Genomic DNA, 22532 nt, shown 5'->3' on the forward strand with positions numbered 1-22532 from the left:
TCTTGTAAAGATTGACGATTTCGCGGGTATAAACTCGGTTTTTACCGATTTCGTCTTTATTGCGTGTGCCTTTGACAGTGATGGTATCGAGAATAACTGTCGAATTATCTGCAGCATAAACGGCAGGGACGAAACCAATGGCGGCGATGCAGGCGGAGAGGGTGGTGACTTTGATCGGTTGCATAGAATGAATCCATATAACTTGATTGGTAAGGCCGTCTGAATGAGACAGACTGAATAGATGCGATTACACTCTGACTAAAATAATACAAATAAGTTTGATTATTATTTATAATTTTGTGAAATTCTAACTAATTTTTAATAATATGGAAATGTTTTTTGAGTTTGAGGTAAATAGAAGGGTGAGGGATAAGAGGAACAAATAAAACCTTGTTTGAATATTTCAGACAGGCTTGGATTCGGATTTCAAATGCAACATCCGGATCCCAGTGGTTGGAACAGATTCAAAAATAAAACTCTTGGCGTTTCGTGGCTAAATGTTTTTTCGGCGATGCGCCTTTCGATCTTTGTCGATTATCTTGATGAAGGTGGCGGTAAACGGTGCTGTGATGGAATGTCATCTGGTGGTGTTTGTACAGGTAGGCGTAACGAATACATATGCTCTGTTCCTTTGTAGAGAGAGCGGAAATCACCGTATGCGGCGTGAATTAGATGAAGTTAATGCGCCTGCCTTGGGCAAGTATTTGTCTGACTTTCGCGTTTTATTCCGCCTGCGGCAGTTTGGCGGGAAACTCGGTTTCAGTGGAGACCTCCAAAGCAGCCCGCACTCAAGTATTTTGGATTGACTAACGCGAGCTATCTGCCAAATACTTTCCGCCAGGCATTCGGATTGATTTTAAACTTGGCTTTAAACTGCAAACGTAGGTTTGCCGCACTGCCGAAGCCGCTTTGTTCGGCGATGCGTTCTATCGGCAAATCCGTATTTTCCAATAAATCCTGTACCTGCCATAGCCGCTCTGTGGTGAGCCACTCGCCGAAATTCATACCTGTAGCTTGGGCGAAATGACGGATAAAGGTTCGGCGGGAAACGACTAATTTTTTTGCCAAATCGTCCAAGCGGTATGGGGTGGCAAGGTTTTGGCGCAGTTCGTCCAATAAGTGATTGATTTTGTCATCGGCTGTACGACGTTCGACAGGTCGGTGAATAAACTGCGCCTGCCCGCCTTCGCGGTGTGGTGCCGCAACCAAGGTACGGGCAAGGTCGTTGGCAATGGTTGCACCGTGGATTTTGCGGATGAGGTACAGGCAGCAATCTAGCCCGCCTGCCGCACCTGCCGATGTTAAAAAGTTGCCGTCTTCCGCATATAGGCGGTTGGTATCCAGATGAATTTTAGGGAAACGGCGGACAAAGTCGTCTTCGGCAAGCCAGTGGGTCGCGGCGGTTCTGCCGTCTAAAAGTCCTGTGTAGGCAAGGGCGTAAGTGCCGTAACATAGGGCAGTGATATGTGCACCACGTTGTACTGCTTTCTGTAAATGTGCGCTCAACTCGGGTGTCGGGGCTTCTTCGATATTGCGCCAGCCTGCGATGACGATGATGTCGGCTTCTTCCGTCAAATCCAAGCCGCCGTGTACGGGAATACTTGCGCCCAGTGCCGTGATGACGTCTTTGCTGTCATCGGAACAGATTTTCAGGTCAAAGAGCGGATTGTCCCGATAGGTCGTCTGAAAAATAGAAAAGGGAATGTTGAAGACAAAATCATTCATGCCCGATTGAGCATATAGCACGATTTTGGGGACAGTTTGATTTTGGCGAAACTCGTTACGCTCGTTTTCAGACGACATTTTGGCACTATCCTTACGTTTATTGGCAATATTGCCTATTTTAGCCGATGCACCTGCTGCTTAAAATACGCTCCATGATTTTTTAAGGAGCAACATAATGAAATTCAAGCAATTTATTCTTGCCACTGTTTTGGGCGCGACAGCCTTTTCCGCTTGGGCAGACGATTCATACCAACATATCCGTAACGCTACTGCCAAAGTCGAATACGCAGGACAGACGTTTTTGGTTGACCCGTTTTTCGCCCCCAAGCATTCCATGAACGGCTTTGCCGGTACGTTCAATAACCAAGCCAAAATGCCGCTGGTCGGGCTGCCGATGAGCGTGAATAAAATTTTGGACGGTGTGGATGCAGTTATCGTTACCCATACTCACGAAGACCATTGGGACGAAACCGCCGCACGTTCCATTCCGAAAAACCTGCCCGTATATGTGCAGCACCAAGCCGACGCGGCAAAAATCCGCAGCCAAGGCTTTACTGATGTACGCGTGTTGAACGGCAGCACTGTCTTCAACGGTGTAACTATCAGCAAAACCGGCGGCGTACATGGTACAGAAGCCATGTATACCAACCCTCAGCTAGCCGAAATCTTAGGTGATGCAATGGGTGTGGTATTCCAAAGCAGCGGACATAAAACTACTTATATTATGGGTGATACTGTGTGGACGGCAGATGTAAACAAAGCATTGAACCGCTACAAACCCGATTATCTGATTATGAACACGGGCTACGCGCTGATTTCAGGTATTTCAGACGGCATTATTATGGGGACGGCTGATGTATTAAAAGCCAGCCAAGTCATGCCTAAAGCCAAAATCATCACCGTACACATGGATACCGTGAATCATACCGTCGTCAGCCGCGCCGATATGCGTAAATTTATACGCGGTCAAGGCATTGAAAGCCGTGTTAACGTTCCGGAAGACGGAGAAATTGTGAAGCTAGATTGATAAACGGCTCATTACCCTAAAGCAGCCTGCACCTTGTTTTCAAAGTGCAGGCTGCTTTTCGGATTTCAGACGGCCTTTAAAAGCAGTCTGCACAGGGTTTTCAGATAGCCTGAAAACTGCGTTTATGGCTTAACGGCCGCATCGCTGCCGTATCAGTCAATCATGGGCAGGTTAGAGCAGGCAGGCGTAGTCAGACGAATACATATGCTCCGCACCTTTATTAGTGCTGTCTTGCAGTTCCCAAACTTGCAAAAACTGCCTATTTGTTTTATAAATGCAAACCATTTTTATTCAAATGATAAGGTTGTGTAATGAAAAAGAAAGCGATTGCCTGTGTCGTAGGGGCGGTTTTTTCCGGACAGTTATATGCGGCTCAGATGCCGGTGGCTCAGGCAGAAATAGAGCCTGTGGTGGTCACGGCTGACCGCAATGCGCAAACCTTGGATAAAGCCGCGCCGAATGTGTCGGTTATCGGACGCAAAACCTTGAATCAAGCCTTGGCACAGAATTTGGACGATATCGTGATGTATGAATCCGGCGTCAGCGTGCCGTCAGACAACAACCGCCGCGGTCATGCCGGTATCAATATCCGAGGCATAGATGGCAACCGCATTCTGATGATGGTGGATGGCGTGCGCATTCCTGAATCTTATGCAGGCGGTGGCTCCAACGGCGCGATTTCGGGACGCGATATGGTTGAAAGTGACACGCTTAAACAGGTCGATATTGTCAAAGGCCCTTATTCCGCGCTGTACGGTAGCGACGCGCTCGGCGGCGTGGTGAACATGGTGACGCTTTCTCCGAGCGATTTTGTCGATGCAGGCAAACGCGGGCATTTCGGTTTGAAACACGGCTACCGCAGCCGCGACCGCAGCCATGGCGTGACGGCGACTGTGGCAGGTTTCCATGAAAACGTCGAAGGTCTGCTGATGCTGACGCGCCGTCAAGGTCATGAAACCGAAAACATGGGCAGCGATACCAGCTACTCGACTGCGCGTACTGCCACCAATCCACAGAAAAACAATGCCTACAATATCTTGGCGAAAGGCAGTATCGGCAACGAACGCCACCGCTTGGAAACTTTGTACGAACAGTATTACCACGCCAACGATACCGTATTGGCAAATGGCTTGGGTTCGCAATCGCGCGGGCCGGTAACCATCGCAACATCTGAGAGCAACGCCCGCGACCGTATCCGCCGTCAACGTATCGAAGCAGGCTACCGCTACACTGGCGAAGGCCGTCTGAAAGAAGCCAACCTGACTGCCTATCAGCAAAAACTGCGTACGGAAGACGATGCTGTCGATGCGAGCATTACGCGTATGGGCGCGCGCCAATTAGGTAACTCGACCCGTTATTCCGACTACGGTTTCAATCAGACCATACGCGGGCTGAACGGGCGCGGCGTGTGGGAGTTTGACGGCGCGGTCAAACAAACCGTCGTTGCCGGCGCCGAATACAAACACACTGAAACCGCCCGTCCGCGCCACAGCCTGACAGTGGACAATCTGACCGGCGCCGTCAGCAAAGTTTATGCAGGCAGCACCTATCCGAATAAAACTTTCCCTGACAGCAAGCGCAAAACGTTCAGCGTTTACGCGCAAGACAGCCTGACCTTCGGCAACGGCATTGTCCTGACTCCGGCCTTGCGTTACGAAAAAGACAAGCTGAACACGTCGATCGACCAAGCCTATCTCAACGCCAACCCCAGCGGAACGGCGACGCGCTTTAGCGATTCCGCGTTTACGCCCAGCCTGCGCCTGAGCGTGCCGATGGGTGAGCAGTTCACCGGTTTTGCCACTTATTCCCAAGGCTTCCGCACGCCGCCGTTTGACAGCGCGACCATGGCGTTTGCCAATACAACCTACGGCTATGCCGTCATTCCCAATGCCAACCTCAAATCCGAACGCTCCAGCAGCTTTGAATTGGGGATGAAATTTAAAAACGAACGCGCCCGTGCGCAAGTTACCGCGTTCTACAACCGTTATCGAAACTTCATCGACCGCACCGAAGTCGGCACTACCTCCATAGGCGGCCGCCCAATTATCCAGTACCAATATCAAAACCTGGATAGGGTCAAAACCTACGGTGCAGAAGCCTCTGCCGCCTACAAATTCCTGCCTGGCTGGCAGGTATCCGGCAGCATCGCTTGGATGCGCGGCAAGCAGCAGGACGGCACGCCGCTGGATTCCGCTTATCCGCTCAACGGCGTTTTGGGTTTGGATTACACGCGGGAAAAATGGGGTGCCGGCACCAAGCTGCGCTGGTCAAAAAAACACAGCCGCGTCAGCAGCGAGACTGTTTTCCAAGCGCCGGGTTATGGTGTATGGGATGTCGGCGCGTGGTACAAGCCGTTTAAAAACCTTGAAATCGGCGCAAACATCTACAACGTCGGCAACAAAAAATACTGGCAGCACGCAGACGTTTCCGGCATGAGCCGTACCAGTGTGATGGACTTGTACACCGAAAGCGGCCGCAATTTCGCCGCGACCGTACAACTGAAGTTCTAATGTGATTCAACCGTTTTCAGACGGCCTGAGAAAGCGAGCAGGCCGTCTGAAAGCATTCGACAAGGAAAAACAATGAAACTCAAACTCCTTCTGCTTTCCGCACTTATTTCGTTGGCCGGCACTGCACACGCGCAACGCATCGTCGTGTTAACCCCCGATACGGCAGACATTGTTGCCGCGCTCGGCGCATTGGACGAAATCGTCGGCCGCGATCAGACCGTTCAAAATCCGGCGTTGAAAAACAAGCCCAGTATCGGCATTCATCGCCGCCTGACAGTTGAACCGATTGTGGCCGCCAAACCCGACATTGCCATCGGTTCATGGATGGCGCAGCCTGCCGATATTTTTGCCCATCTGCAAAAAGCAGGCATTAAAGCCGTCAATGTTGCGCCCGATGACAGCATTGCCGCCTATCCGCAAAGTATCCGCAACATCGGTCAGCTTATCGGCAAAAGCGCGCAGGCGGACAAGTTGGCAAGCAAGTGGCAGGCGGATATGAAACAGCAGCCTTCCAGCGGCAAACGCTACCTCTTCAGCTACGACGGGCGCATCGTATCGGGCAAGAATACCGCCGCCGACGAAATCATCCGCCGCGCCGGCGGTATCAATGCCGCAGCCGCCATTGACGGCCTCAAACCGATGACACGTGAGGCATGGATTGCGGCCAAACCCGACATCATCATTATTGCCGACCACAACACCGCCATGATAGGCAACGTCAAAACCTTTGCCGCACGTCCCGAAATCGCCGGCTCGCCTGCCGCGAAAAACGGCAAGATTTATTTGTGGAAGGCCAACGATATGTTCCGTTATGGTCTGGATACGCCACAAGTGATTCAGCGTTTGCATGGTTTGGTGAAATAAACGCACTTGTTTTGAAAATCCTGCCCGATTTTTGTTTTCAGACGGCCTTGATTTGTTCCTTCTTATTGAGGAGGAAGCAAAACGGTTGTCTTAAAAATGCCGTCTGAAACTGTCCCTCAATCTGCTTGAAACGCATGATGTCATGAAACCGCATACCCTTACCCTCTGCCTGCTGCTTACTGCCGCCGCCGTTTATTTGTGCTGCGGCATCGGTTTTGGTGCGTGGGAGTCGCCGTTGGCGATGGATGAAACCGTCCGCCAAATCCGTTTACCGCGCATCTATACCGCACTTTTGGTTGGAGCCGGTTTGTCCGCTTCGGGGGCGGCATTGCAGGCTTTATTTGAGAACCCGCTGGCCGATCCGAGTTTGATCGGGACATCGGGCGGGGCGGCCTTGGGCGTGATTGTGTTATTGGCTTTGGGCGGCGGCGCGATGGGTGTGCCGGCGGCGGCTTTTCTCGGTGCATTGGGTGTGTGCCTGTTGATTTTGGCGGTGCACAAACTGCTCGGCGGCGGTACTTTGGGATTGCTGGTGTTGGGGTTTGTGTTGAGTGCGTTTTCGGGTGCGGTGGTCAGCATGATTTTGTTTTTGTCTGACGATTTGGTATTGCGCAGCGCAACCACATGGCTGTCGGGCAGCCTTGCCGAAGCCGGTTTCTCATCGCCTGTCGCGGCAATCGCGGTCATGTTGCCCGGTTTTCTGATTTTGCTGTCCGCAGGCAGGCGGCTGGACGTTTTGATGACGGGGGAAGACACGGCTGCCAGTATGGGTGTATCAGTTGGGTCATTGCGTGTGCAAACCGTAATCGGCGCGGCATTGATGACGGGGGCGGCGGTATCGCTTTCTGGCATCATTGGTTTTCTCGGCATGATGATCCCTAATGTGCTGGCGCAAACCGTCGGTGGCAGTCGCCGCAAACTGATTACGCTGTCGGCTTGGTTGGGCGCAGTGTTTTTGATGGTGGTGGACGGCGCGGCGCGCTGGCTGACATACCCTGTCGATCTGCCGGTCGGTATCGTGATTGCCTTATTGGGCGGACCGTTTTTTATGTATTTGTTTATCAAGCCTTTGAAAAGCCGTTGATGCCTAAACAGGCCGTCTGAAACTTCATTGCCCCATATCTTTTGCCATGCACACCTTATTTCGAATCTGTAATCTTTCCGTCCGCGTACAAGACAAAACCCTGCTTGAAATTGATCAACTGGATATACCTTCGGGCATGACCGTCATTATCGGCCCGAATGGTGCGGGCAAATCCACTTTGCTGCGTGCCTTAATCGGGCAAACAGGGCAGGGGGAAATCACGCTTTTCGGTGAGGCCGTTGCGCCGCAAATCCGCGCGGGCAGGGTGGCATGGGTCGGGCAGCATGGCCGTTACAACATGCCGATGACCGTACGCGAATACATTGCGTTGGTGTCATTCGTACAAAAAGGCCGTCTGAACCATGAATGGGCGGACGAGTTACTGGATTATTTTGATTTGACGGCATTGGCGGATAAGCGCATCGGCAAGCTATCAGGCGGCGAGCAACAACGCGCCAACATCATCCGCGCCCTGTTGCAAAACGCGCCGGTCTTGCTTTTGGACGAACCGTGCAACCATCTCGATATCCGCCACCAACACCGCCTGATGCAGTATTTGGTCGGGCATTCAAACCGTGCTTCATCAATGATGGTATTGCACGATTTAAACCTCGCCGCGCGTTATGCGGAACATATTATTTTGATGAATAAGGGAAAAGTCGTTGCATCAGGCAAGGTGGGCGAAGTGATGCGCCCTGATTTGCTTGAATCGGTTTACGGTTGGCAGATACGCCGTTGCGAAGATGAGGCAGGGTTTTATTTCAGAAGCTGAGCGCCAACAGGCCGTCTGAAAAACAATAAAGAAAATTTATTTTATCGTTCAAAAATAAAACGAGATGGGACGATATTCCCGACTTGAAGCACCAAATTTTGTGCATTGCCCAAGTAACATGCCGATTTTCATCAAATAGAAATACATTTAATTATTTATAGAATACAATATTTTAAAATAATACTAATTTTTAATTACAAAAAATATTGACAAGAAAATGATAATGATTATTTAATATATAAATCTTACCAATAACTTTTGTTTATCATTATCATGGTACAGCAGCTTGTTTGGACTCCGAGACAATCCGCCCCCAAGGCATTTCCCGAACGTCAGGCATTAATGCCCGTTTGGGGCGGCGTTCCAATGCCGCGTCCCCAGTGGCAGAACATTTGGAAGAAAAAGCTTCCCCATGCCGCCGATGTGGATGCGCTTGCTTATCTGCATATTCCATTTTGCGCCAACCATTGCGTTTTTTGCGGCTTCTACCGTAATGCGTGGAAGGACAGCCAAAGCAGCGTGTACACCGACAAAATTATTGAAGAAATGGCCGCTGAAGCCGAAGTCCGTACAGGTAAGGGCAAAATCCGAGCCGTTTATTTCGGGGGTGGTACGCCGACCGCGTTGCTTACGGAAGACCTCGTCCGTCTGATTCGTGCCTGCTACCAATATCTGCCGCTTGCCGAAGATTGCGAGTTCACCATCGAAGGGCGCATGAGCCATTTCGATTTGGAAAAAGCACAGGCCTGTATCGAAGCAGGCGCCAACCGCATTTCCATCGGCGTGCAAACCTTCAATACCGCCATCCGCCGCCGTCTCGGCCGCAAACACAGCGGCGACGAGGCGTTTGAATATTTGGCAAAATTGTGCGAACTCGATGCCGTGATTGTGGCCGATTTGATGTTCGGCCTGCCCAATCAAACCGATGACGTTTGGCAAAACGATATCGCTCGCGCCGCCGAGCTGCCTCTGTCCGGTCTGGATACGTACGCGTTCAACCTTTATCCCATGCTGCTCATCAACCGTATGATTGAAAAAGGTGCATTTCCGACACCGCCGGGTTTCGATATTCAGGCAGACCAATATGCCTACACGGTTGAAACACTGCTGGAAAAAGGCTGGGAACAGGTCAGCAACAGCCACTTCGCCTATCCCGGCCGCGGCGAGCGCAACCGCTACAATACCCTGATCAAATCGGACATTCCCTGTTTGGCGTTCGGCTCCGGCGCAGGCGGTAACTTTGGCGGTTTCAGCTATCAGGTGCAGGGCGATTTGGAGAGTTATCTCGCCACGCCGAAAGGCGAGAAAAACATCGCGTTTATGAGCGGCCATAGTCCAAATAAAGCACTGCTCAGCAAAGTCCAGCACGATATTGAAACAGGCCGTCTGAATCCATTATTGTTTGACGGCAACAAAGCAGCGCAAAAGTTGATTGCCCAATGGCAGGAAATGCAGCTTTTTAAAGAACCCGATTCAGACGGCCTGATCCGTTTGAATACCAGCGGCCGTTATTGGTCGCCCACCCTTATCCGCAAACTCATGCTCACTCTTCCGACTCAAGAAAAGGATCAAACCATGCAAAAACTTTCAGCCGAACAACAAACCATGTTGCGCCAATCATTAGAAAAAAATCCTGGCCAAGTGCTGGAAATGCTGGCCGCGCAAAACCAATGTAGTTTTGAAGACGTTATCCGCTGCCTGCCTGAAGAGAACGTGCGCCAAACCGAAGGCAGCCGCATTGTCGAAATCCTCCAAGCCATCGCAGCATGGAATGAATCCGTTACCTTCATCGCCCATACCCCCGATGCCATCGTCGAAGTCAGCGGCAAACTGCCTAACGGCAAAGTCGGCCGCGGCTTCTACAACTTTGACCATCCTGAAACCGACGGCGGCGTACACGGCCACATCTACTATGAAAACTGCGCCTCCATCTACCTTTTGGAACGCCCGTTCATGGGTAAAGCCACTTGCTCGCTCAACTTTATCAACCGCAACGGTGGCGCCATGTTTAAAATTTTTGTCGGCCGCGATGAAGCAGGTGAGTTGAAACAACACCAAATCGAAGCCATGCGAAAACTGTTTGATGCCGCTTAAACGGTTTCAGACGGCCTGAAAATCCGTTCCTTGTTGCATAGAGGAGCGGATTTTCTAACAATAAACATCTACCATACAAAGGAACCCCAAATATGCAACTCATCTTCGGAGCCAACGGCCCGTCTGGCCGAGCCTATATCCGCACATTGACTGACTCAGCCGATACCGTCGCCGTATTAAGAAAGCCGTCTGAAGACAGCTTTTTTGCCGAACACAATATTCAAACAGTCGTCGCCGATGCGCTTGATGCCGATGCGCTCGATAAAGCGTTGGCACAATACCGTCCCGATACCGTGATCAGTTTTGTCGGCGGCAAAAACGAAGAGGGCATCCGCAGCGATGCGCTGGGCAATATCAACATCATTGCCGCTACGAAAGCCGTCAATCCGCAAGCCCGCTTTGTACTGATTACCAGCATGGGCTGCGGTGAACAATGGGACATGATGAGCGAGCCGTTCAAACAGGCACTCGGCGAAGCTGTCCGTGCCAAAACAGAAGCTGAAATCTATCTCAAACAAAGTGGTTTGAATTGGACTATCTTGCGCCCCTGCGGCCTTGCCGATGGCGAAGATAATGCCTATACCTTGACACAAAATGCCCAAGAAATTCCACAAAAATACATGACGCGCAACGGCTTGGCTGCTGCCGTTGCTGCCATTGTCGGCCAAGCGGACAGCAAGGGCGAAACGTATAGCGTTGGTGCGGCATAAACTGATTGAGTAGATTGCCCACTTTCCATTGTTAAAGTTGGAGTAGGTAATTGATTAGCAGCCGATCAAACAATAAAGGATTTGCTGAGAAAAGACTGGGAGATATAAATAAAAGGCCGTCTGAAAAACCTTTCAGACGGCCTTTTATTTCTTGCTTTATTCTCCAAATACTGCCCGATCGAAACGTTCAATATAGGCGACTAAATTTGCTTTGGTTCTTGCATATAGCGCAATTTCAGTGTCGATGGGGGTAAGAATCAGGTTTGCAACAACAGGCACGATGGCCACATCAACGGAGGTTAATTCTTCGCCGAAAAAGTAGCGTTTTGTGCCTAAGTAGTTGCTAATGGCGTCTAAATCTCCTTTTCCGAAAGCGTAAATATCAGATTGTGTGTGTCTTCCGATACCATGTCCGTGCATTTCTTTTTTCGCGTTTTCCTGTAACACAGCAAAAATCGCTTCGGCTTGTTCGGTCGGCATGCCATCAAACATTGCCTTCATCATAAATGGTTTGCCGAGAGGATCGACGAAACGGTTATATACGCCCATCCAATATAAATGTTCTTCGGTCATACGGCGAAAGGCTTCAGCAATCGCTTTTTGTTCAGGCGTTAAATGTTTATCTAAATCAATGCCGTAGGTTTCGGTTAGATAACGCTGAATGAGAGAGCTATCAGGGATCAACTTCTCACCATCTTGCAATACCGGAACTTTGCCTTTAGGCATTTTGCTAAGATCGGCAACATATTCTTTTTCGAAATCTAAGCCGGATAAACGCAGCATCGCTTCGGTTTTCCAGGCAAAAGGTGATGAACTGCGAATTTTACCTTCACCGGGTAAAGTAAATAATTTAAGCATTTTTTTCCTTTCATTATTTGTTATTCAAATACGGTTCTACAATAGTCCAAACAGCCGGGAAGTTCAAGACAAATACCGGATGTGGCGCATTAGGGATAACGGATAAATCGGCATTCTGTGTCATGCGATAGGCGTTGATGACTGTATCCAAGGGTGCATTGGCATCGTCTTCGCCAACCACAAACAACACCGGCGATTGGATCTTACCAAATGTCTCTTTGCCAACTTGGGTGTTGTCATAATTTTTCTGCGCATTGTCAAACCACGTTGCCGTTTGTTGTGGGTTTGGGCGAATGCTTTGTTGCATTTCCCAATAACTTGGATCTAACTGGCGGATTTGTTCATAGCTTGCACGTTTATTTCCCCCGCCTTGAATAAAACCACGTTTCCATTCGCCGGCACCGATGGCAATAATTTTGGCAGCTTGTTCGGGATAAGCGGCTGCAAAGGTTAGGGCGGTGTAAGCGCCGTCTGAAAAGCCGAGCAAATCCACTTTGCCGTTAATTTGTGCGGCTTTTAACACGGCAAGCACATCAGCCGCTTTTTGTGCGTAAGTTGGCGCGACACTGCCGACTTCAGATTTTCCATGACCGCGTGTACTGATGGCGATGACTTCATGATTTTGGCTTAAACGGTCAATAAAATCGCCCATTTCAGCCGTTGAACCGACTAATCCGCCATGCAAAACAATCACAGGTGAGCCTTTGCCATAGCGTTCAAAATAAATTTTCGCCCCATCACTTGCCGTCGCATAATGACCGACTTTTTCATTGTTCCCATAAGGCACTTGGCTATGGTAGGCAGTTTCATTTTGTCCGAAATAACGCAACGGTTCGCCGGCAAAACTACTCGTTGCAAGGGTGGCGAAAAGTACGCTAAACGCTATTTTTTTAAATGCTTTCATGATGTTCTCCTGAGTAAAGTGCGGTCATTTTTTTTTTTAAGGTTTTCGATGAGACGCGCAGGTTACATTTCATATTCGGGCTTACGTAGCAGGCTCTCTACATTTGGCTCAATCTCTTTGTCCCAAACCTTTTCTTTCCACTCATCAGCAGGAATTTCAGTGTAGGCAATAGTGATGAATTCTACAGGCGTGTTTAAGCGCTCGCTGGCAAAAGCCGTTAAATCATCTGAGAAGGCTTGTAATTCCTGTTCAGACAGGTTTTTTGGATAACATTTAATATTGATATGTGGCATAAAGTACGCCTTGTTTTATCTGTTTTCAATGAAATGTATTGTATATTCCTTTAATAAACTTGATAATCTATCAAATTAAACAAACAGTTTTAAGCAGAGCTTTATAATGGAGCAATTTAAACTTATCTATATTTTTGCCACCGTGCTGCAATATGGCAGCATGAATGCCGCCGCGCCGCATTTGGGCATGACTGCCAGCGCAATCAGCCAAGCCATTCGCAAGCTGGAAACACATTACGGCGTCAAATTGCTTAACCGCACCACACGTAGCCTCACGCCGACGGCAGAAGGGCGGCAGTTGCAACAATATGCCCGTCAATTGACCGACTGGCACGATGCCGTTGAGCGCGAAATGGGCATTTTGCAAACCGAACCGGAAGGCGAAGTTCGCATCAGTCTACCGACTGGTTATAGCGCGGTTGAACCGATGAAACGCACTGTGCAAACCTTACGCCATCGCCACCTAAAAATTCGCTTAATACTCAATGAAAACAACATCTTAGTAGATTTACAAAACGATACTGATATCGCTATCCGCGTTGTTTTACATCCTGACGATCCCGACAGCATCGCGCGCCCGTTGGCACAATGGCAAACCTTGATTTGCGCTTCGCCAGACTATTTGCGTGAACATCCCATTGCCCAGCTGCAAGATTTACTCAATGCCGACTGGCTCAATCACAATAGCAATATCCTGCTACACGCATTGAAGTGTTTAGGGCTACCTGAAACGCTGCCCAAAAATCGCACCGATTGCCCAAATTCTTCACTGGTCGCACGCGAATATGCCTGTGCCGGCATGGGATTGGCGGTGTTGCTTTCTGGCGATGTGGCGCCTTTGATAGAAAATGGTCAGTTAAGCATTGTATTACCTGAACACAAACTCCCCACACGCACCCTTTATGCCACCACCGCACATCGTACCCAATCAGCAAAAGTACGCATCGTATTGGATTGCTTAATGCATTGTTTTGGTGAAGAAAAGGATTGATAAAAAGTGCTGAAAATTGACCGCACTTTGATGTCTAAAACGAAACTTTGTACTATTATTTCAACTTGCGATACATGTTAGGGAGTAATTTATGAAATCCAAACTATCCGCGCTCGTCGCTACAGCCCTTCTCGCCGCCTGTTCTACCGTTCCGCAACATAATGAGCAGGCGAAAGCCCTGTTGGACGAAGGTATCGCCTTGTATCAAAAACAGGATTACCAACATGCAATGCCCTACTTTGAGCAAGCTCAACAGGCGGGGCATATGAAAGCGCCGCGTTATCTGGGACTGATGTATCTAAACGGCGAAGGTGTCGCCAAAAATGCGAAAACCGCTTTTACCTACTTCATGCAAGCGGCAGAAGCGGGCGACATCACCGGGCAATACTGGCTCGGTCATTGCTACGAAAACGGCATCGGCACGGCAAAAGACATAACCAAAGCCGTGCATTGGTATCAAGAATCCGCTAAACGTGGTGATCATATTTCCCAACCTGCCATTGATGCTTTAAACCGTTTAGGCATCAAAACATATTGACGATTTCTCACAAAATTTAAGGAGTTTCCACGATGAAGAAAACCGTAACGATGATTGCTGCAAGCTTGTTGCTTGCCGCTTGCAACGCCACCCCAAATGCGACTGAAAAAGCAATGACGACTCAAAACATGCAAAATACAGCTTGGGACAAACAATATGGTGGCGCAGATAAATCCTACGATAGTCGCTTGCTTGCCTTGCGTGAACAAATTGCACCACGTTTTGAAGTGTTAACGTTTAAAGATCCCAAAACAGGCAAAGAAATGCAGTACAACCTGTACACCCCGAAAAATCTTGAGCCGGGTCGCAAATATCCGTTAGTCATGTTTATCGCAGATGCCAGCACAGCAGGAAAAGGCGTGAAAGCCCCACTAATGCAAGGCTACGGCGGCATCATCTGGGCAACCGATGAAGCGCAGGCGAAACACCCAGCCTTTGTCCTTGTACCGTCTTACACCGAAACGGCAGTCAACGATAAATGGGAAACAACAGAAGAAGTCCCCATGACCTTACGCCTTGTCAAAAATCTGATCGCCGAAAAAGCGATTGATGCCAATCGTGTTTACACCACGGGGCAATCCATGGGCGGTATGATTTCATTCTACCTAAATAGTATCGATCCTAACTTCTTTGCGGCGTCCATGTTTGTCGGCAGTCAATGGGATAGCAATGTTTTAAAACCATTGGAGAAAGCGAAGTTTATTTATACCGTTTCGGCTGCCGATCCAAAAGCCTCTGCAGGCATGGCTCAAGTTGGAAAAATGCTGAAACAAGATAAAGTCAGCTACGCCGAAACTGAGTTCTCTGCCAAATTACCGCAGACCGAACAAGACGCAAAAGTCCAAAAAATGCTCGACCAAGGCAAACGTATTAACTTCATCCGTTTCACACCAAATACCGTAATTCCGGAAAACTCAACCCACAAAGGTGCAGAGCATATGTACTCATTTGATTACGCCTATTTACTCGAACCTGCCCGTGATTGGTTGATGAATCAGAAGAAAGGAAAATAATCTTAAAAATACAAGCGGTCAGATTTTGAAGATGATTTACAAAAATACCTAAAAAACTGACCGCTCTTTGTTATGAAAAAAACCGTCTGAAAAACAGGATGGGGGTGCAGCATTGTAGGCACGCATTCAAAAAATCAGACCAATGGCAGCCTGCACTGTTTCAGGTAGCCTGAAACAGTGTGGTTTAGATTCAGTTTCATTGTGACACGTCTGTTAGTAGTCTTTAAAAGGCCAATCATCAACTTTTAAGGACTTTCTAGGTTGTTAAATTAACTTTTAATCCATATTTTTTTAAGTACAATATAACAGTCCATTTTTCGGACGAGCTTTTCCTAATCTTCACAGGAGACAAAATATGAGCAACACCCCCACCATCCTACAGAACCCTCTCACCAACAAAGATACCGCTTTCACATTGGAAGAGCGAGCAAAATATGGCCTGACCGGCCGCCTACCTGTCGTTGTAGAAACGCTCGAACAACAGGCCACGCGTGCTTACTGCCAGTTTTCATCCTATGAAAAAGATATTGAAAAATATATCTTTCTCGATCAACTGCACAACCGCAACGAAGTACTGTACTACAAACTCCTGATTGACCATCTAGCCGAAATGCTACCCGTTGTTTACGACCCCACTGTCGGCGAAGCAATTAAAAAATGGAGCCGCGACTACCGCCGTTCGCGAGCTGTCTATCTGGATGTAAACCATCCTGAAAACATCCGTGCATCGTTTGAAACGCTGGGCTTGGGTGCAGATGATGTAGATTTGATTGTGGTTTCCGATGCGGAAGAGATTTTGGGTATCGGCGACTGGGGTGTGAACGGCACGGATATTTCCGTCGGCAAACTGGCAGTTTATACTGCTGCTGCGGGCATTCATCCCAGCCGCACCATTGCTGTGAATCTAGATGTGGGTACAGATAATGAAGCCCTGCTCAATGATCCCGCTTATTTAGGCAATCGCCATGCCCGCGTGCGTGGTGAACGCTACGACGCATTGATTGCAAATTACCTGAAAACTGCTGCTGAAATGTTCCCCAATGCGCTTTTGCACTTTGAAGACTTCGGTCCGTCCAATGCCCGCCGCATTTTGGTGGAGAACCGCCGACAATATCGTATTTTCAACGACGATATGCAGGGAACTGGCGCGATTGTGATGGCTGCCGTATTCTCTGGCCTAAAAGTGACCAAACAGACCTTTGCCGAACAGCGGTTGGTGGTGTACGGTGCAGGCACCGCAGGTACGGGTATGGCCGACCAAATCAGTGCGGCGATGGAGCGAGAAGGCCTGAGTCGCGAAGAAGCGAAACAACGCGTATGGCTGATTGACATCAACGGACTGGTTACTGACGACATGGACGGCTTGCCCGATTACCAGCAGGAATATGCCCGACCCGCCGCCGAAGTTGCCGACTGGGCGAAAACGGACGGTAAAATCGGCTTGCTCGAAGTTGTAAAACAAGTAAAACCGACTATCTTGATTGGCACATCCACCGATCACGGCGCATTCACTGAAGACGTAGTCAAAACCCTATGTGTGGGCGTAGAGCGCCCAATTCTGCTGCCGTTATCTAACCCGACCGAGAAAATCGAAGTGATGCCGAGTGAGGCTATAAAATGGTCGGATGGCAAAGCACTCATTTCTGTCGGCATCCCCGTGCCACCCGTGCCGTATAAAGGCGTGAACTACGAAATCGGTCAAGCTAACAACGCCATGCTTTACCCAGGGTTGGGGCTGGGAGTTATTGTTTCTGGTGCGAAACACGTTACTGACGGGATGCTGCTGGCTGCAGCTGAAGCAGTCGCCTCGCAAGTCAATCCACAGGACGAAGGCGCGTCGCTCCTACCATCGGTGAATAACCTGCGTGCATCGTCTGCTACTGTTGCTGTTGCTGTTGCCAAACAGGCGGTCAAGGACGGTGTAGCGACCAAGCAGCCTGAAAACTGGGTACAGGCGGTGCAGGACGCAATGTGGCAGGCGATATATGAATAAGGTCTCCTAGAAGCTATAAGGCTACCTGAAAGCAAAAAGCAGTCTGAAATCCATGCAAAGAAGTCAGGCTGCTTTTACATTTTCAGACGACCTCCACCCTCAGCGCATCCACAATCAACTTAAACATATTGGAATGCCCGCGGCGGCTGGGGTAATAGAGGTAAAGCGGTTCGTAAGTCATCGCATACTCAGGCAACAGCTCGACCAGGTGCCCCGAATTGAGTGCATCCGCTACGCTCATATGTGCTATCCACGCAATGCCAAGGCCGTCTGAAACGGCTTGCAGACGCAGATGATTGTTGATGGAAAACTGCGATTTGGGTGTGAACGTAATCAGCTCTTTTTTGTATTTGAATTCCCACTGCATCTCCGTGCCGTGTTCAGCGGAGAGTTTTATGCCGATAAGGCGGTGCTGTTGCAGATCATCAATATTTTTCGGCGAACCGTGTTGCGCCAAATAATCGGGCGAGGCAACCAATACCATTTTGAGCGGTGCGGAAATTGGCACCGCAATCATCTCTTTCGCTACCTTGTTACCTAACCGAACGCCCATATCAAATCCTTCTTTCACAATATCTGCCCAACGATCGTCCACCACGATTTCCAAGCGGATTTTCGGGTATTGGTTCAAAATCGGCTTTAATTTTGGATACAACACGGCTTCCGCTGCCATCGACGGGGCGTTGATGCGAATCAATCCCGATGGCGTATTCAAAAAATCATTTAATGCATCGACTTCTTGGTTTATGGCTTGATAAAGTGGGGAAAGTTGGTCGAAAAGCTGCTGCCCGGCTTCGGTCAGCGACACATTGCGTGTAGTGCGGTTGAACAGACGCAAATTTAGCCGCATTTCTAAATTTTTCATGCTATGGCTCAGCGCCGAAGAAGAAATCCCCAAAAGCTGTCCCGCTTTTACAAAACTCTGTGTTTGCGCCAACGTCAAAAAATAATTCAGTTCGTTAAAGTTCTGCATTTTCTCTTTAAACTCTCTTTTATTAGTGAATTTAATTCATTACATCATAAAGCTAAACACTATTGATCTCAATAAAAACAAATCATAGAATGACTGCACTTTCATGATAGTAAACAGAAGACAATATCCGTAAACATCACATCCCTTTTTTTCCTTTTTTATAAATTATTTATTCTAGGAGTAAAAATGAATATTTTATTATTAAATGGTGGTAAAGAATTCGGCCATTCGCATGGTGAGTTAAACCACACGCTTCACAAAAAAGCAAAAGAAGTTTTGACCGCACTTGGACACAATGTAAAAGAAACTGTGATTGATGCTGGCTATGATGTTGAGGCAGAAATCGAAAAATTCTTGTGGATGGATGCCGTGATTTGGCAGATGCCTGTTTGGTGGATGCACGAGCCTTGGACAGTGAAGAAATACATAGACGAAGTATTTATCGCTGGACACGGCAAGCTTTACCACAGTGATGGCCGTCATCGTGTCAGCCCGACCGAAGGCTTCGGTACAGGTGGTTTATTGCAAGGCAAAAAACACATGCTTTCGCTTACTTGGAATGCGCCGATTGAAGCGTTCACCCGTGAAGGCGACTTCTTTGAAGGCAAAGATGTGGATGCTGTGTACATGCCTTTCCACAAACTCAACGAGTTCATCGGTTTGACCCGTCTACCGACATTTACATGTAACGATGTAGTTAAAAATCCACAAGTAGAACAATACTTCGCAGACTACCAAGCACATTTGAAAAAAGTGTTCGGTTAATGATAAAACATCAACTTGAAGCGGTGGGCTTTTGCCCACCATTTTGTCAGTCGCTAATTGGTACGAAATATGGCAAATCCGTGGCGCAAGTGATTACCCGCTGGCTGGTGGAACGCGACATCATCGTGTTGGCAAAATCCACCAAACCCGAACGTATGGCGGAAAACTTGAACGTCTTTGATTTTGGTCTCAGCGATGAAGACAAAGCCGAAATTGCCAAACTGGACGGCACATTCGCCGCCATCGTCAATCACGACACGGTGGATAATTTGAAACGCATCTCCGCGTGGAAAATGGGCGTGTAAGTGTAGCGAAAAACCATCTGCAATTCATCATATGAAAGGACAAAACATGATTAACGGGTTAGATATCGAACGTTTCCGAACTACCATGGCAGCGGTTGAAAACGACCATGCAAAAGGCAAGGCAGTATTACGCGCCGATTCGCGCTGGGTATCCGGCACAAAGAACGAAATCTCCGTGCGCCGCTTCCCTGCCTTTACCACAGACGAACCGAAAAACATGGGCGGTGAAAACGCCGCCCCAAATCCGGTGGAATACCTGATCAGCGCTGCGGCAGGCTGCTGCTCCATAGGTTTCGAGTTGCAAGCAGCATTGGCAGGCGTGAAACTGGAACAGTTTGAAATATCCGCAAGCGGCGGTATCGACATGGCCAAACTGTTTGGCATGGAAGATGGCTACGGCGGACTGGATAATCTGGTGCTAACCGTAAAAGTAAAAGCCGACGCCGACCTTTCTACCCTGCAAAATTTCGCCGATCGCTCCGCCGCCACCTCGCCAGTGTTGAACAGCCTGAAAGCGCGGGCAAAAGTGGTTGTGGAAAAAATCTAGACGACTCAAACCGTTTTCTTGTTTTCATTTCGTTGAAAGCCCCTTTTCTAGACAACTAGAAAAGGGCTTAATCGCTCAAAGGAGTACATGACATGCAACAACTGCACACTTTGAAAGACATCGAACAGGCCATCGCCACACACCCTTTAGTATCACTGTACATCAAAGCCCCAATCTGCGGTGTTTGTACGGTCGTGGGTGCCCAGCTTGACTCAGCTTTGGCGGAGGAAGGAAATGTGTATGCCGTAAAAGCCGATATTGCTGAAATACCCGAAATGGCCGGACGTTTCCACGTGCTGACCGTACCTGCATGGCTGCTGTTTTATCAAGGCAAGGAAGTAGAACGGATGGCCCGCTTCATCCCTCAGGCACAGATGAAGCAAACATTGGCAAAATGGACAAAAGTAGCAGAAAGCGGACATCAGTAACCGGTCTATCAATGTTTCAGACGGCTGCGGTCTTGATAATGATGCAAGTGGTCAAGTTTTTAAGATGATTTGCAAAACACTTAAAAATTTGACCGCTTTTTATTACGAAAAGGTCGTCTGAAACGGCTTGCAGACTGAGATAATGATTGATGAAACGCTGTGATTTGTACACTAAAACCATCTTCTGAAAATCCCCTTTGACATTTCCCATCTTTCCCTCTAAAATTCGTTCAAGTTTTTAAACATATAAACTCAAGAAGCCGAATATGCCGCAACAAACCATGAATTTAATGCGCGAGTGCATTCCCATTTTTACCGTGTTGAGCGATGAAAACCGCCATCAAATCCTGCGCGTGCTGTGGGAACACGGCAGGATGAATGTGAATGAGCTGACCGAGCATCTGCATCTGTCGCGCCCTGCAGTGTCGCACCATTTAAAAATCATGCTGCAAGCCGGAGCGGTGGCAGTGGAACAGGTCGGCAAAGAGCGGTTTTACAGTATTGCCATGGCGGATGCGGTGGGGAGATTGAAACAGCTTGCCGATTTGATGGCTCAAAATTGCCCGCTTTCAAAATAGGGTTATCCGTTAACCCTTTATTTTTACTCAAATGCGTTTACATTTTTAAACTTATAAACTTAAAGGAACGATTATGTTATTCACGCCATTCACTTTTCAAAACGGCAAAACTGCCAAAAACCGTATCTTCAAATCCGCCATGGAAGAGCAACTTGCCCAAAACGACCAGCCGTCTGAAAAACTCGTCCGCCTGTACGGCACTTGGGCGCAAGGCGGTGCGGGCGTGTTGGTTACGGGCAATGTGATGGTCGCCGAAAGCGGCAAAGGTTCGATAAACGATGTGGTGATTTCAGACGACCGCAGCCTTGAGATGCTGAAAAAATGGGTGAAAGCCGGCACGCAAAACGACACGCTGCTCATCATGCAAATCAACCATGCGGGCAAACAGTCGCCTGCGGTGGTCAATAAAATGCCGCTTGCGCCGAGCGCCGTGCCGTTGGTGGGCATGGACGGCTTCATCAATCCGCCGCGCGAATTGACTGCTGACGAAATCAACGGGCTGATTCAGCAATTCGTACAAACCGCGAAAATTGCCGAACAGGCAGGGTTTTCAGGCGTACAAATTCACGCCGCACACGGCTATCTCATCAGCCAATTCCTCTCGCCGCACCACAACCGCCGCCAAGACCAATGGGGCGGCAGCTTGGAAAACCGTATGCGCTTCCTTTTGGAAACCTACACTGCCATCAGCGCTGCCGTGGGCAAAGATTTCTTGGTGGGTGTAAAACTCAATTCGGCGGATTTCCAAAAAGGCGGATTTGACGAAAGCGAATCGGTGCAGGTGGTGCAAAAACTATCGGAAATGGGCATTGATTTTATTGAAATTTCCGGTGGTAACTACGAAAGCCCGCAAATGCTCGCCGCCAAAGACAGCACCCGCAAACGCGAAGCCTTCTTTATCGATTACGCTGAAAAGGCTCGTGCAGTCAGCCAAGCTCCGCTGATTATCACCGGCGGCTTCCGTTCGCAAAACGCCATGGAAGATGCGCTCTCCAGCGGCCATTTGGATTTAGTCGGTGTCGCCCGTCCGTTTGCCTTAGTGCCCGATTTGGCGAACCAAATGCAAAACGGCATTTACCAAACCGTACAAACCGACCGCATCAAAACAGGCGTAGCGTTTGTTGATAAAAAAGCAGGTGCAATGTTGGAAATGAACTGGTATATGACGCAAATGGACTTGATCGGACAAGGCAAACAGCCTGATCCCAAATTGTCGGCGTGGAAAGTATTGCTGAAAACTTTGTGGGAAAACGGTAAAGCGGGATTGAGTACCGGCAGGGCTTGATGATGAAAGTGGTTGGATTTGAAGGAAGATTAAATTTTAAAATTTAACCGTATGTGTAAAAGCATGGAATATAAATAACTTGATACTAAAAAACCGTTTGAATCTTTAAGTTCAAATGGTTTTTAGAATTTTAGATATCCACTGAGCGATACAAAAGATCCTGTTCTTTGAAAGTGGCTTAGAATAAGAATTTTAAAAATACTAATTAAATTACTAAATTATGATTATAACTTATAATCATAATTTAACATAATATAAATTAATTTCCTTTTCCC

24 protein-coding genes are annotated in these 22532 nt (G+C 48.5%); 18 read left to right on the forward strand and 6 right to left on the reverse strand.

Translation table 11 applies throughout. The features are described from left to right. On the reverse strand, positions 1–184 hold a 184-nt coding region (locus tag HMPREF3022_RS11890; RefSeq protein WP_283119047.1), incomplete at its 3' end, for a hypothetical protein. Between the two features lie 472 nt (positions 185–656). Here HMPREF3022_RS11890 and HMPREF3022_RS11710 point away from each other — a divergent pair. Next, positions 657–806 (forward strand): hypothetical protein, encoded by a 150-nt coding sequence (locus HMPREF3022_RS11710; protein WP_168166414.1) that lies wholly within the window; start codon positions 657–659, stop codon positions 804–806. Between the two features lie 10 nt (positions 807–816). Here the strand turns inward: HMPREF3022_RS11710 and HMPREF3022_RS06275 are convergent, their stop codons facing one another. Continuing rightward, on the reverse strand, positions 817–1803 hold the full coding sequence (locus tag HMPREF3022_RS06275) for a GlxA family transcriptional regulator (RefSeq protein ID WP_070765291.1): 987 nt from the start codon (positions 1801–1803) through the stop codon (positions 817–819). Positions 1804–1900: 97 nt separating this feature from the next. Between HMPREF3022_RS06275 and HMPREF3022_RS06280 the strand changes: the two genes are divergently transcribed. From HMPREF3022_RS06280 to HMPREF3022_RS06310, 7 genes are all read left to right on the forward strand, one after another. Then, a complete protein-coding gene (locus HMPREF3022_RS06280) occupies positions 1901–2752 on the forward strand; it encodes an MBL fold metallo-hydrolase (RefSeq protein ID WP_049332359.1) in 852 nt (283 codons plus the stop codon). Positions 2753–3063: 311 nt separating this feature from the next. Next, positions 3064–5262 carry a TonB-dependent hemoglobin/transferrin/lactoferrin family receptor gene (locus HMPREF3022_RS06285; RefSeq protein WP_070765292.1) on the forward strand — a complete coding sequence of 733 codons (2199 nt, stop codon included), beginning with the start codon at positions 3064–3066 and terminating at the stop codon, positions 5260–5262. 72 nt (positions 5263–5334) lie between these two features. Next, positions 5335–6126, forward strand: coding sequence for a heme/hemin ABC transporter substrate-binding protein (locus HMPREF3022_RS06290; protein WP_049332361.1), 792 nt, complete (start codon positions 5335–5337; stop codon positions 6124–6126). A 142-nt stretch (positions 6127–6268) separates the two neighbouring features. Beyond that, positions 6269–7210 (forward strand): FecCD family ABC transporter permease, encoded by a 942-nt coding sequence (locus HMPREF3022_RS06295; RefSeq protein WP_049332364.1) that lies wholly within the window; start codon positions 6269–6271, stop codon positions 7208–7210. 46 nt (positions 7211–7256) lie between these two features. Next, positions 7257–7982, forward strand: coding sequence for an ABC transporter ATP-binding protein (locus HMPREF3022_RS06300; RefSeq protein ID WP_049332366.1), 726 nt, complete (start codon positions 7257–7259; stop codon positions 7980–7982). A gap of 273 nt (positions 7983–8255) precedes the next feature. Then, the gene (hutW, locus tag HMPREF3022_RS06305) at positions 8256–10076 is read left to right on the forward strand and encodes a heme anaerobic degradation radical SAM methyltransferase ChuW/HutW (protein WP_070765304.1); all 1821 of its coding nucleotides are present in this window, start codon (positions 8256–8258) and stop codon (positions 10074–10076) included. 92 nt (positions 10077–10168) lie between these two features. After that, positions 10169–10786: an NAD(P)H-binding protein gene (locus HMPREF3022_RS06310; RefSeq protein ID WP_049332369.1), complete on the forward strand. Its 618-nt coding sequence runs from the start codon at positions 10169–10171 to the stop codon at positions 10784–10786. Positions 10787–10942: 156 nt separating this feature from the next. On the opposite strand, the gene HMPREF3022_RS06315 is transcribed toward HMPREF3022_RS06310, so the two are convergent. The 3 genes from HMPREF3022_RS06315 to pptA all read right to left on the reverse strand — a co-directional run bounded on the left by HMPREF3022_RS06315 (position 10943) and on the right by pptA (position 12841). Next, positions 10943–11644, reverse strand: a complete 702-nt coding sequence (locus HMPREF3022_RS06315; protein WP_070765293.1) for a glutathione S-transferase family protein — start codon at positions 11642–11644, stop codon at positions 10943–10945. A 13-nt stretch (positions 11645–11657) separates the two neighbouring features. Then, a complete protein-coding gene (locus tag HMPREF3022_RS06320) occupies positions 11658–12548 on the reverse strand; it encodes an alpha/beta fold hydrolase (RefSeq protein WP_070765294.1) in 891 nt (296 codons plus the stop codon). A 62-nt stretch (positions 12549–12610) separates the two neighbouring features. Continuing rightward, positions 12611–12841 carry a tautomerase PptA gene (gene pptA / locus HMPREF3022_RS06325; protein ID WP_070765295.1) on the reverse strand — a complete coding sequence of 77 codons (231 nt, stop codon included), beginning with the start codon at positions 12839–12841 and terminating at the stop codon, positions 12611–12613. 106 nt (positions 12842–12947) lie between these two features. Here pptA and HMPREF3022_RS06330 point away from each other — a divergent pair, with 106 nt between their 5' ends. From HMPREF3022_RS06330 to HMPREF3022_RS06345, 4 genes are all read left to right on the forward strand, one after another. Continuing rightward, positions 12948–13832 (forward strand): LysR family transcriptional regulator, encoded by an 885-nt coding sequence (locus tag HMPREF3022_RS06330; protein ID WP_070765296.1) that lies wholly within the window; start codon positions 12948–12950, stop codon positions 13830–13832. A 91-nt stretch (positions 13833–13923) separates the two neighbouring features. Then, a complete protein-coding gene (locus tag HMPREF3022_RS06335; RefSeq protein ID WP_070765297.1) occupies positions 13924–14370 on the forward strand; it encodes a tetratricopeptide repeat protein in 447 nt (148 codons plus the stop codon). 32 nt (positions 14371–14402) lie between these two features. Continuing rightward, a complete protein-coding gene (locus HMPREF3022_RS06340; RefSeq protein ID WP_070765298.1) occupies positions 14403–15383 on the forward strand; it encodes a carboxylesterase family protein in 981 nt (326 codons plus the stop codon). A gap of 355 nt (positions 15384–15738) precedes the next feature. After that, on the forward strand, positions 15739–17376 hold the full coding sequence (locus HMPREF3022_RS06345) for an NAD-dependent malic enzyme (protein ID WP_070765299.1): 1638 nt from the start codon (positions 15739–15741) through the stop codon (positions 17374–17376). Positions 17377–17458: 82 nt separating this feature from the next. Here the strand turns inward: HMPREF3022_RS06345 and HMPREF3022_RS06350 are convergent, their stop codons facing one another. Further along, positions 17459–18349, reverse strand: a complete 891-nt coding sequence (locus HMPREF3022_RS06350; RefSeq protein WP_070765300.1) for a LysR family transcriptional regulator — start codon at positions 18347–18349, stop codon at positions 17459–17461. A gap of 186 nt (positions 18350–18535) precedes the next feature. Between HMPREF3022_RS06350 and HMPREF3022_RS06355 the strand changes: the two genes are divergently transcribed. From HMPREF3022_RS06355 to HMPREF3022_RS06385, 6 genes are all read left to right on the forward strand, one after another. Next, the gene (locus tag HMPREF3022_RS06355) at positions 18536–19114 is read left to right on the forward strand and encodes an NAD(P)H-dependent oxidoreductase (RefSeq protein WP_049332393.1); all 579 of its coding nucleotides are present in this window, start codon (positions 18536–18538) and stop codon (positions 19112–19114) included. Beyond that, on the forward strand, positions 19114–19419 hold the full coding sequence (locus tag HMPREF3022_RS06360; RefSeq protein ID WP_049332395.1) for an aldo/keto reductase: 306 nt from the start codon (positions 19114–19116) through the stop codon (positions 19417–19419). Before HMPREF3022_RS06355 ends, HMPREF3022_RS06360 begins: the two co-directional genes overlap by 1 nt. Before the next feature lie 46 nt (positions 19420–19465). Then, a complete protein-coding gene (locus HMPREF3022_RS06365) occupies positions 19466–19966 on the forward strand; it encodes an OsmC family protein (protein WP_239669549.1) in 501 nt (166 codons plus the stop codon). Between the two features lie 92 nt (positions 19967–20058). After that, positions 20059–20394, forward strand: coding sequence for a thioredoxin family protein (locus tag HMPREF3022_RS06370; RefSeq protein WP_049332398.1), 336 nt, complete (start codon positions 20059–20061; stop codon positions 20392–20394). Positions 20395–20660: 266 nt separating this feature from the next. Continuing rightward, complete coding sequence (locus HMPREF3022_RS06380) at positions 20661–20972, forward strand: ArsR/SmtB family transcription factor (RefSeq protein WP_049332401.1); 312 nt, start codon at positions 20661–20663, stop codon at positions 20970–20972. Between the two features lie 73 nt (positions 20973–21045). Further along, the gene (locus HMPREF3022_RS06385; protein WP_049332402.1) at positions 21046–22257 is read left to right on the forward strand and encodes an NADH:flavin oxidoreductase/NADH oxidase family protein; all 1212 of its coding nucleotides are present in this window, start codon (positions 21046–21048) and stop codon (positions 22255–22257) included. Positions 22258–22532: the final 275 nt, after the last annotated feature.

The organism is Neisseria sp. HMSC065C04 (assembly GCF_001815375.1).
In the GTDB taxonomy this organism is placed as follows: domain Bacteria; phylum Pseudomonadota; class Gammaproteobacteria; order Burkholderiales; family Neisseriaceae; genus Neisseria; species Neisseria flavescens_D.

What these genes read in the sequence shown, in the direction of transcription:
- HMPREF3022_RS06320 (WP_070765294.1), bottom strand. Translation starts at nt 12,548, where the DNA reads ATGAAAGCATTTAAAAAAATAGCGTTTAGCGTACTTTTCGCCACCCTT.
- HMPREF3022_RS06335 (WP_070765297.1), top strand. Translation starts at nt 13,924, where the DNA reads ATGAAATCCAAACTATCCGCGCTCGTCGCTACAGCCCTTCTCGCCGCC.
- HMPREF3022_RS06310 (WP_049332369.1), top strand. Translation starts at nt 10,169, where the DNA reads ATGCAACTCATCTTCGGAGCCAACGGCCCGTCTGGCCGAGCCTATATC.
- HMPREF3022_RS06300 (WP_049332366.1), top strand. Translation starts at nt 7,257, where the DNA reads ATGCACACCTTATTTCGAATCTGTAATCTTTCCGTCCGCGTACAAGAC.
- HMPREF3022_RS06360 (WP_049332395.1), top strand. Translation starts at nt 19,114, where the DNA reads ATGATAAAACATCAACTTGAAGCGGTGGGCTTTTGCCCACCATTTTGT.
- HMPREF3022_RS06370 (WP_049332398.1), top strand. Translation starts at nt 20,059, where the DNA reads ATGCAACAACTGCACACTTTGAAAGACATCGAACAGGCCATCGCCACA.
- HMPREF3022_RS06330 (WP_070765296.1), top strand. Translation starts at nt 12,948, where the DNA reads ATGGAGCAATTTAAACTTATCTATATTTTTGCCACCGTGCTGCAATAT.
- pptA (WP_070765295.1), bottom strand. Translation starts at nt 12,841, where the DNA reads ATGCCACATATCAATATTAAATGTTATCCAAAAAACCTGTCTGAACAG.
- HMPREF3022_RS06355 (WP_049332393.1), top strand. Translation starts at nt 18,536, where the DNA reads ATGAATATTTTATTATTAAATGGTGGTAAAGAATTCGGCCATTCGCAT.
- HMPREF3022_RS06350 (WP_070765300.1), bottom strand. Translation starts at nt 18,349, where the DNA reads ATGCAGAACTTTAACGAACTGAATTATTTTTTGACGTTGGCGCAAACA.
- HMPREF3022_RS06380 (WP_049332401.1), top strand. Translation starts at nt 20,661, where the DNA reads ATGCCGCAACAAACCATGAATTTAATGCGCGAGTGCATTCCCATTTTT.
- HMPREF3022_RS06280 (WP_049332359.1), top strand. Translation starts at nt 1,901, where the DNA reads ATGAAATTCAAGCAATTTATTCTTGCCACTGTTTTGGGCGCGACAGCC.
- HMPREF3022_RS06365 (WP_239669549.1), top strand. Translation starts at nt 19,466, where the DNA reads ATGATTAACGGGTTAGATATCGAACGTTTCCGAACTACCATGGCAGCG.
- HMPREF3022_RS11710 (WP_168166414.1), top strand. Translation starts at nt 657, where the DNA reads ATGCGGCGTGAATTAGATGAAGTTAATGCGCCTGCCTTGGGCAAGTAT.
- HMPREF3022_RS06315 (WP_070765293.1), bottom strand. Translation starts at nt 11,644, where the DNA reads ATGCTTAAATTATTTACTTTACCCGGTGAAGGTAAAATTCGCAGTTCA.
- HMPREF3022_RS06345 (WP_070765299.1), top strand. Translation starts at nt 15,739, where the DNA reads ATGAGCAACACCCCCACCATCCTACAGAACCCTCTCACCAACAAAGAT.
- HMPREF3022_RS06290 (WP_049332361.1), top strand. Translation starts at nt 5,335, where the DNA reads ATGAAACTCAAACTCCTTCTGCTTTCCGCACTTATTTCGTTGGCCGGC.
- HMPREF3022_RS06295 (WP_049332364.1), top strand. Translation starts at nt 6,269, where the DNA reads ATGAAACCGCATACCCTTACCCTCTGCCTGCTGCTTACTGCCGCCGCC.
- HMPREF3022_RS06285 (WP_070765292.1), top strand. Translation starts at nt 3,064, where the DNA reads ATGAAAAAGAAAGCGATTGCCTGTGTCGTAGGGGCGGTTTTTTCCGGA.
- hutW (WP_070765304.1), top strand. Translation starts at nt 8,256, where the DNA reads ATGGTACAGCAGCTTGTTTGGACTCCGAGACAATCCGCCCCCAAGGCA.
- HMPREF3022_RS06275 (WP_070765291.1), bottom strand. Translation starts at nt 1,803, where the DNA reads ATGTCGTCTGAAAACGAGCGTAACGAGTTTCGCCAAAATCAAACTGTC.
- HMPREF3022_RS06385 (WP_049332402.1), top strand. Translation starts at nt 21,046, where the DNA reads ATGTTATTCACGCCATTCACTTTTCAAAACGGCAAAACTGCCAAAAAC.
- HMPREF3022_RS06340 (WP_070765298.1), top strand. Translation starts at nt 14,403, where the DNA reads ATGAAGAAAACCGTAACGATGATTGCTGCAAGCTTGTTGCTTGCCGCT.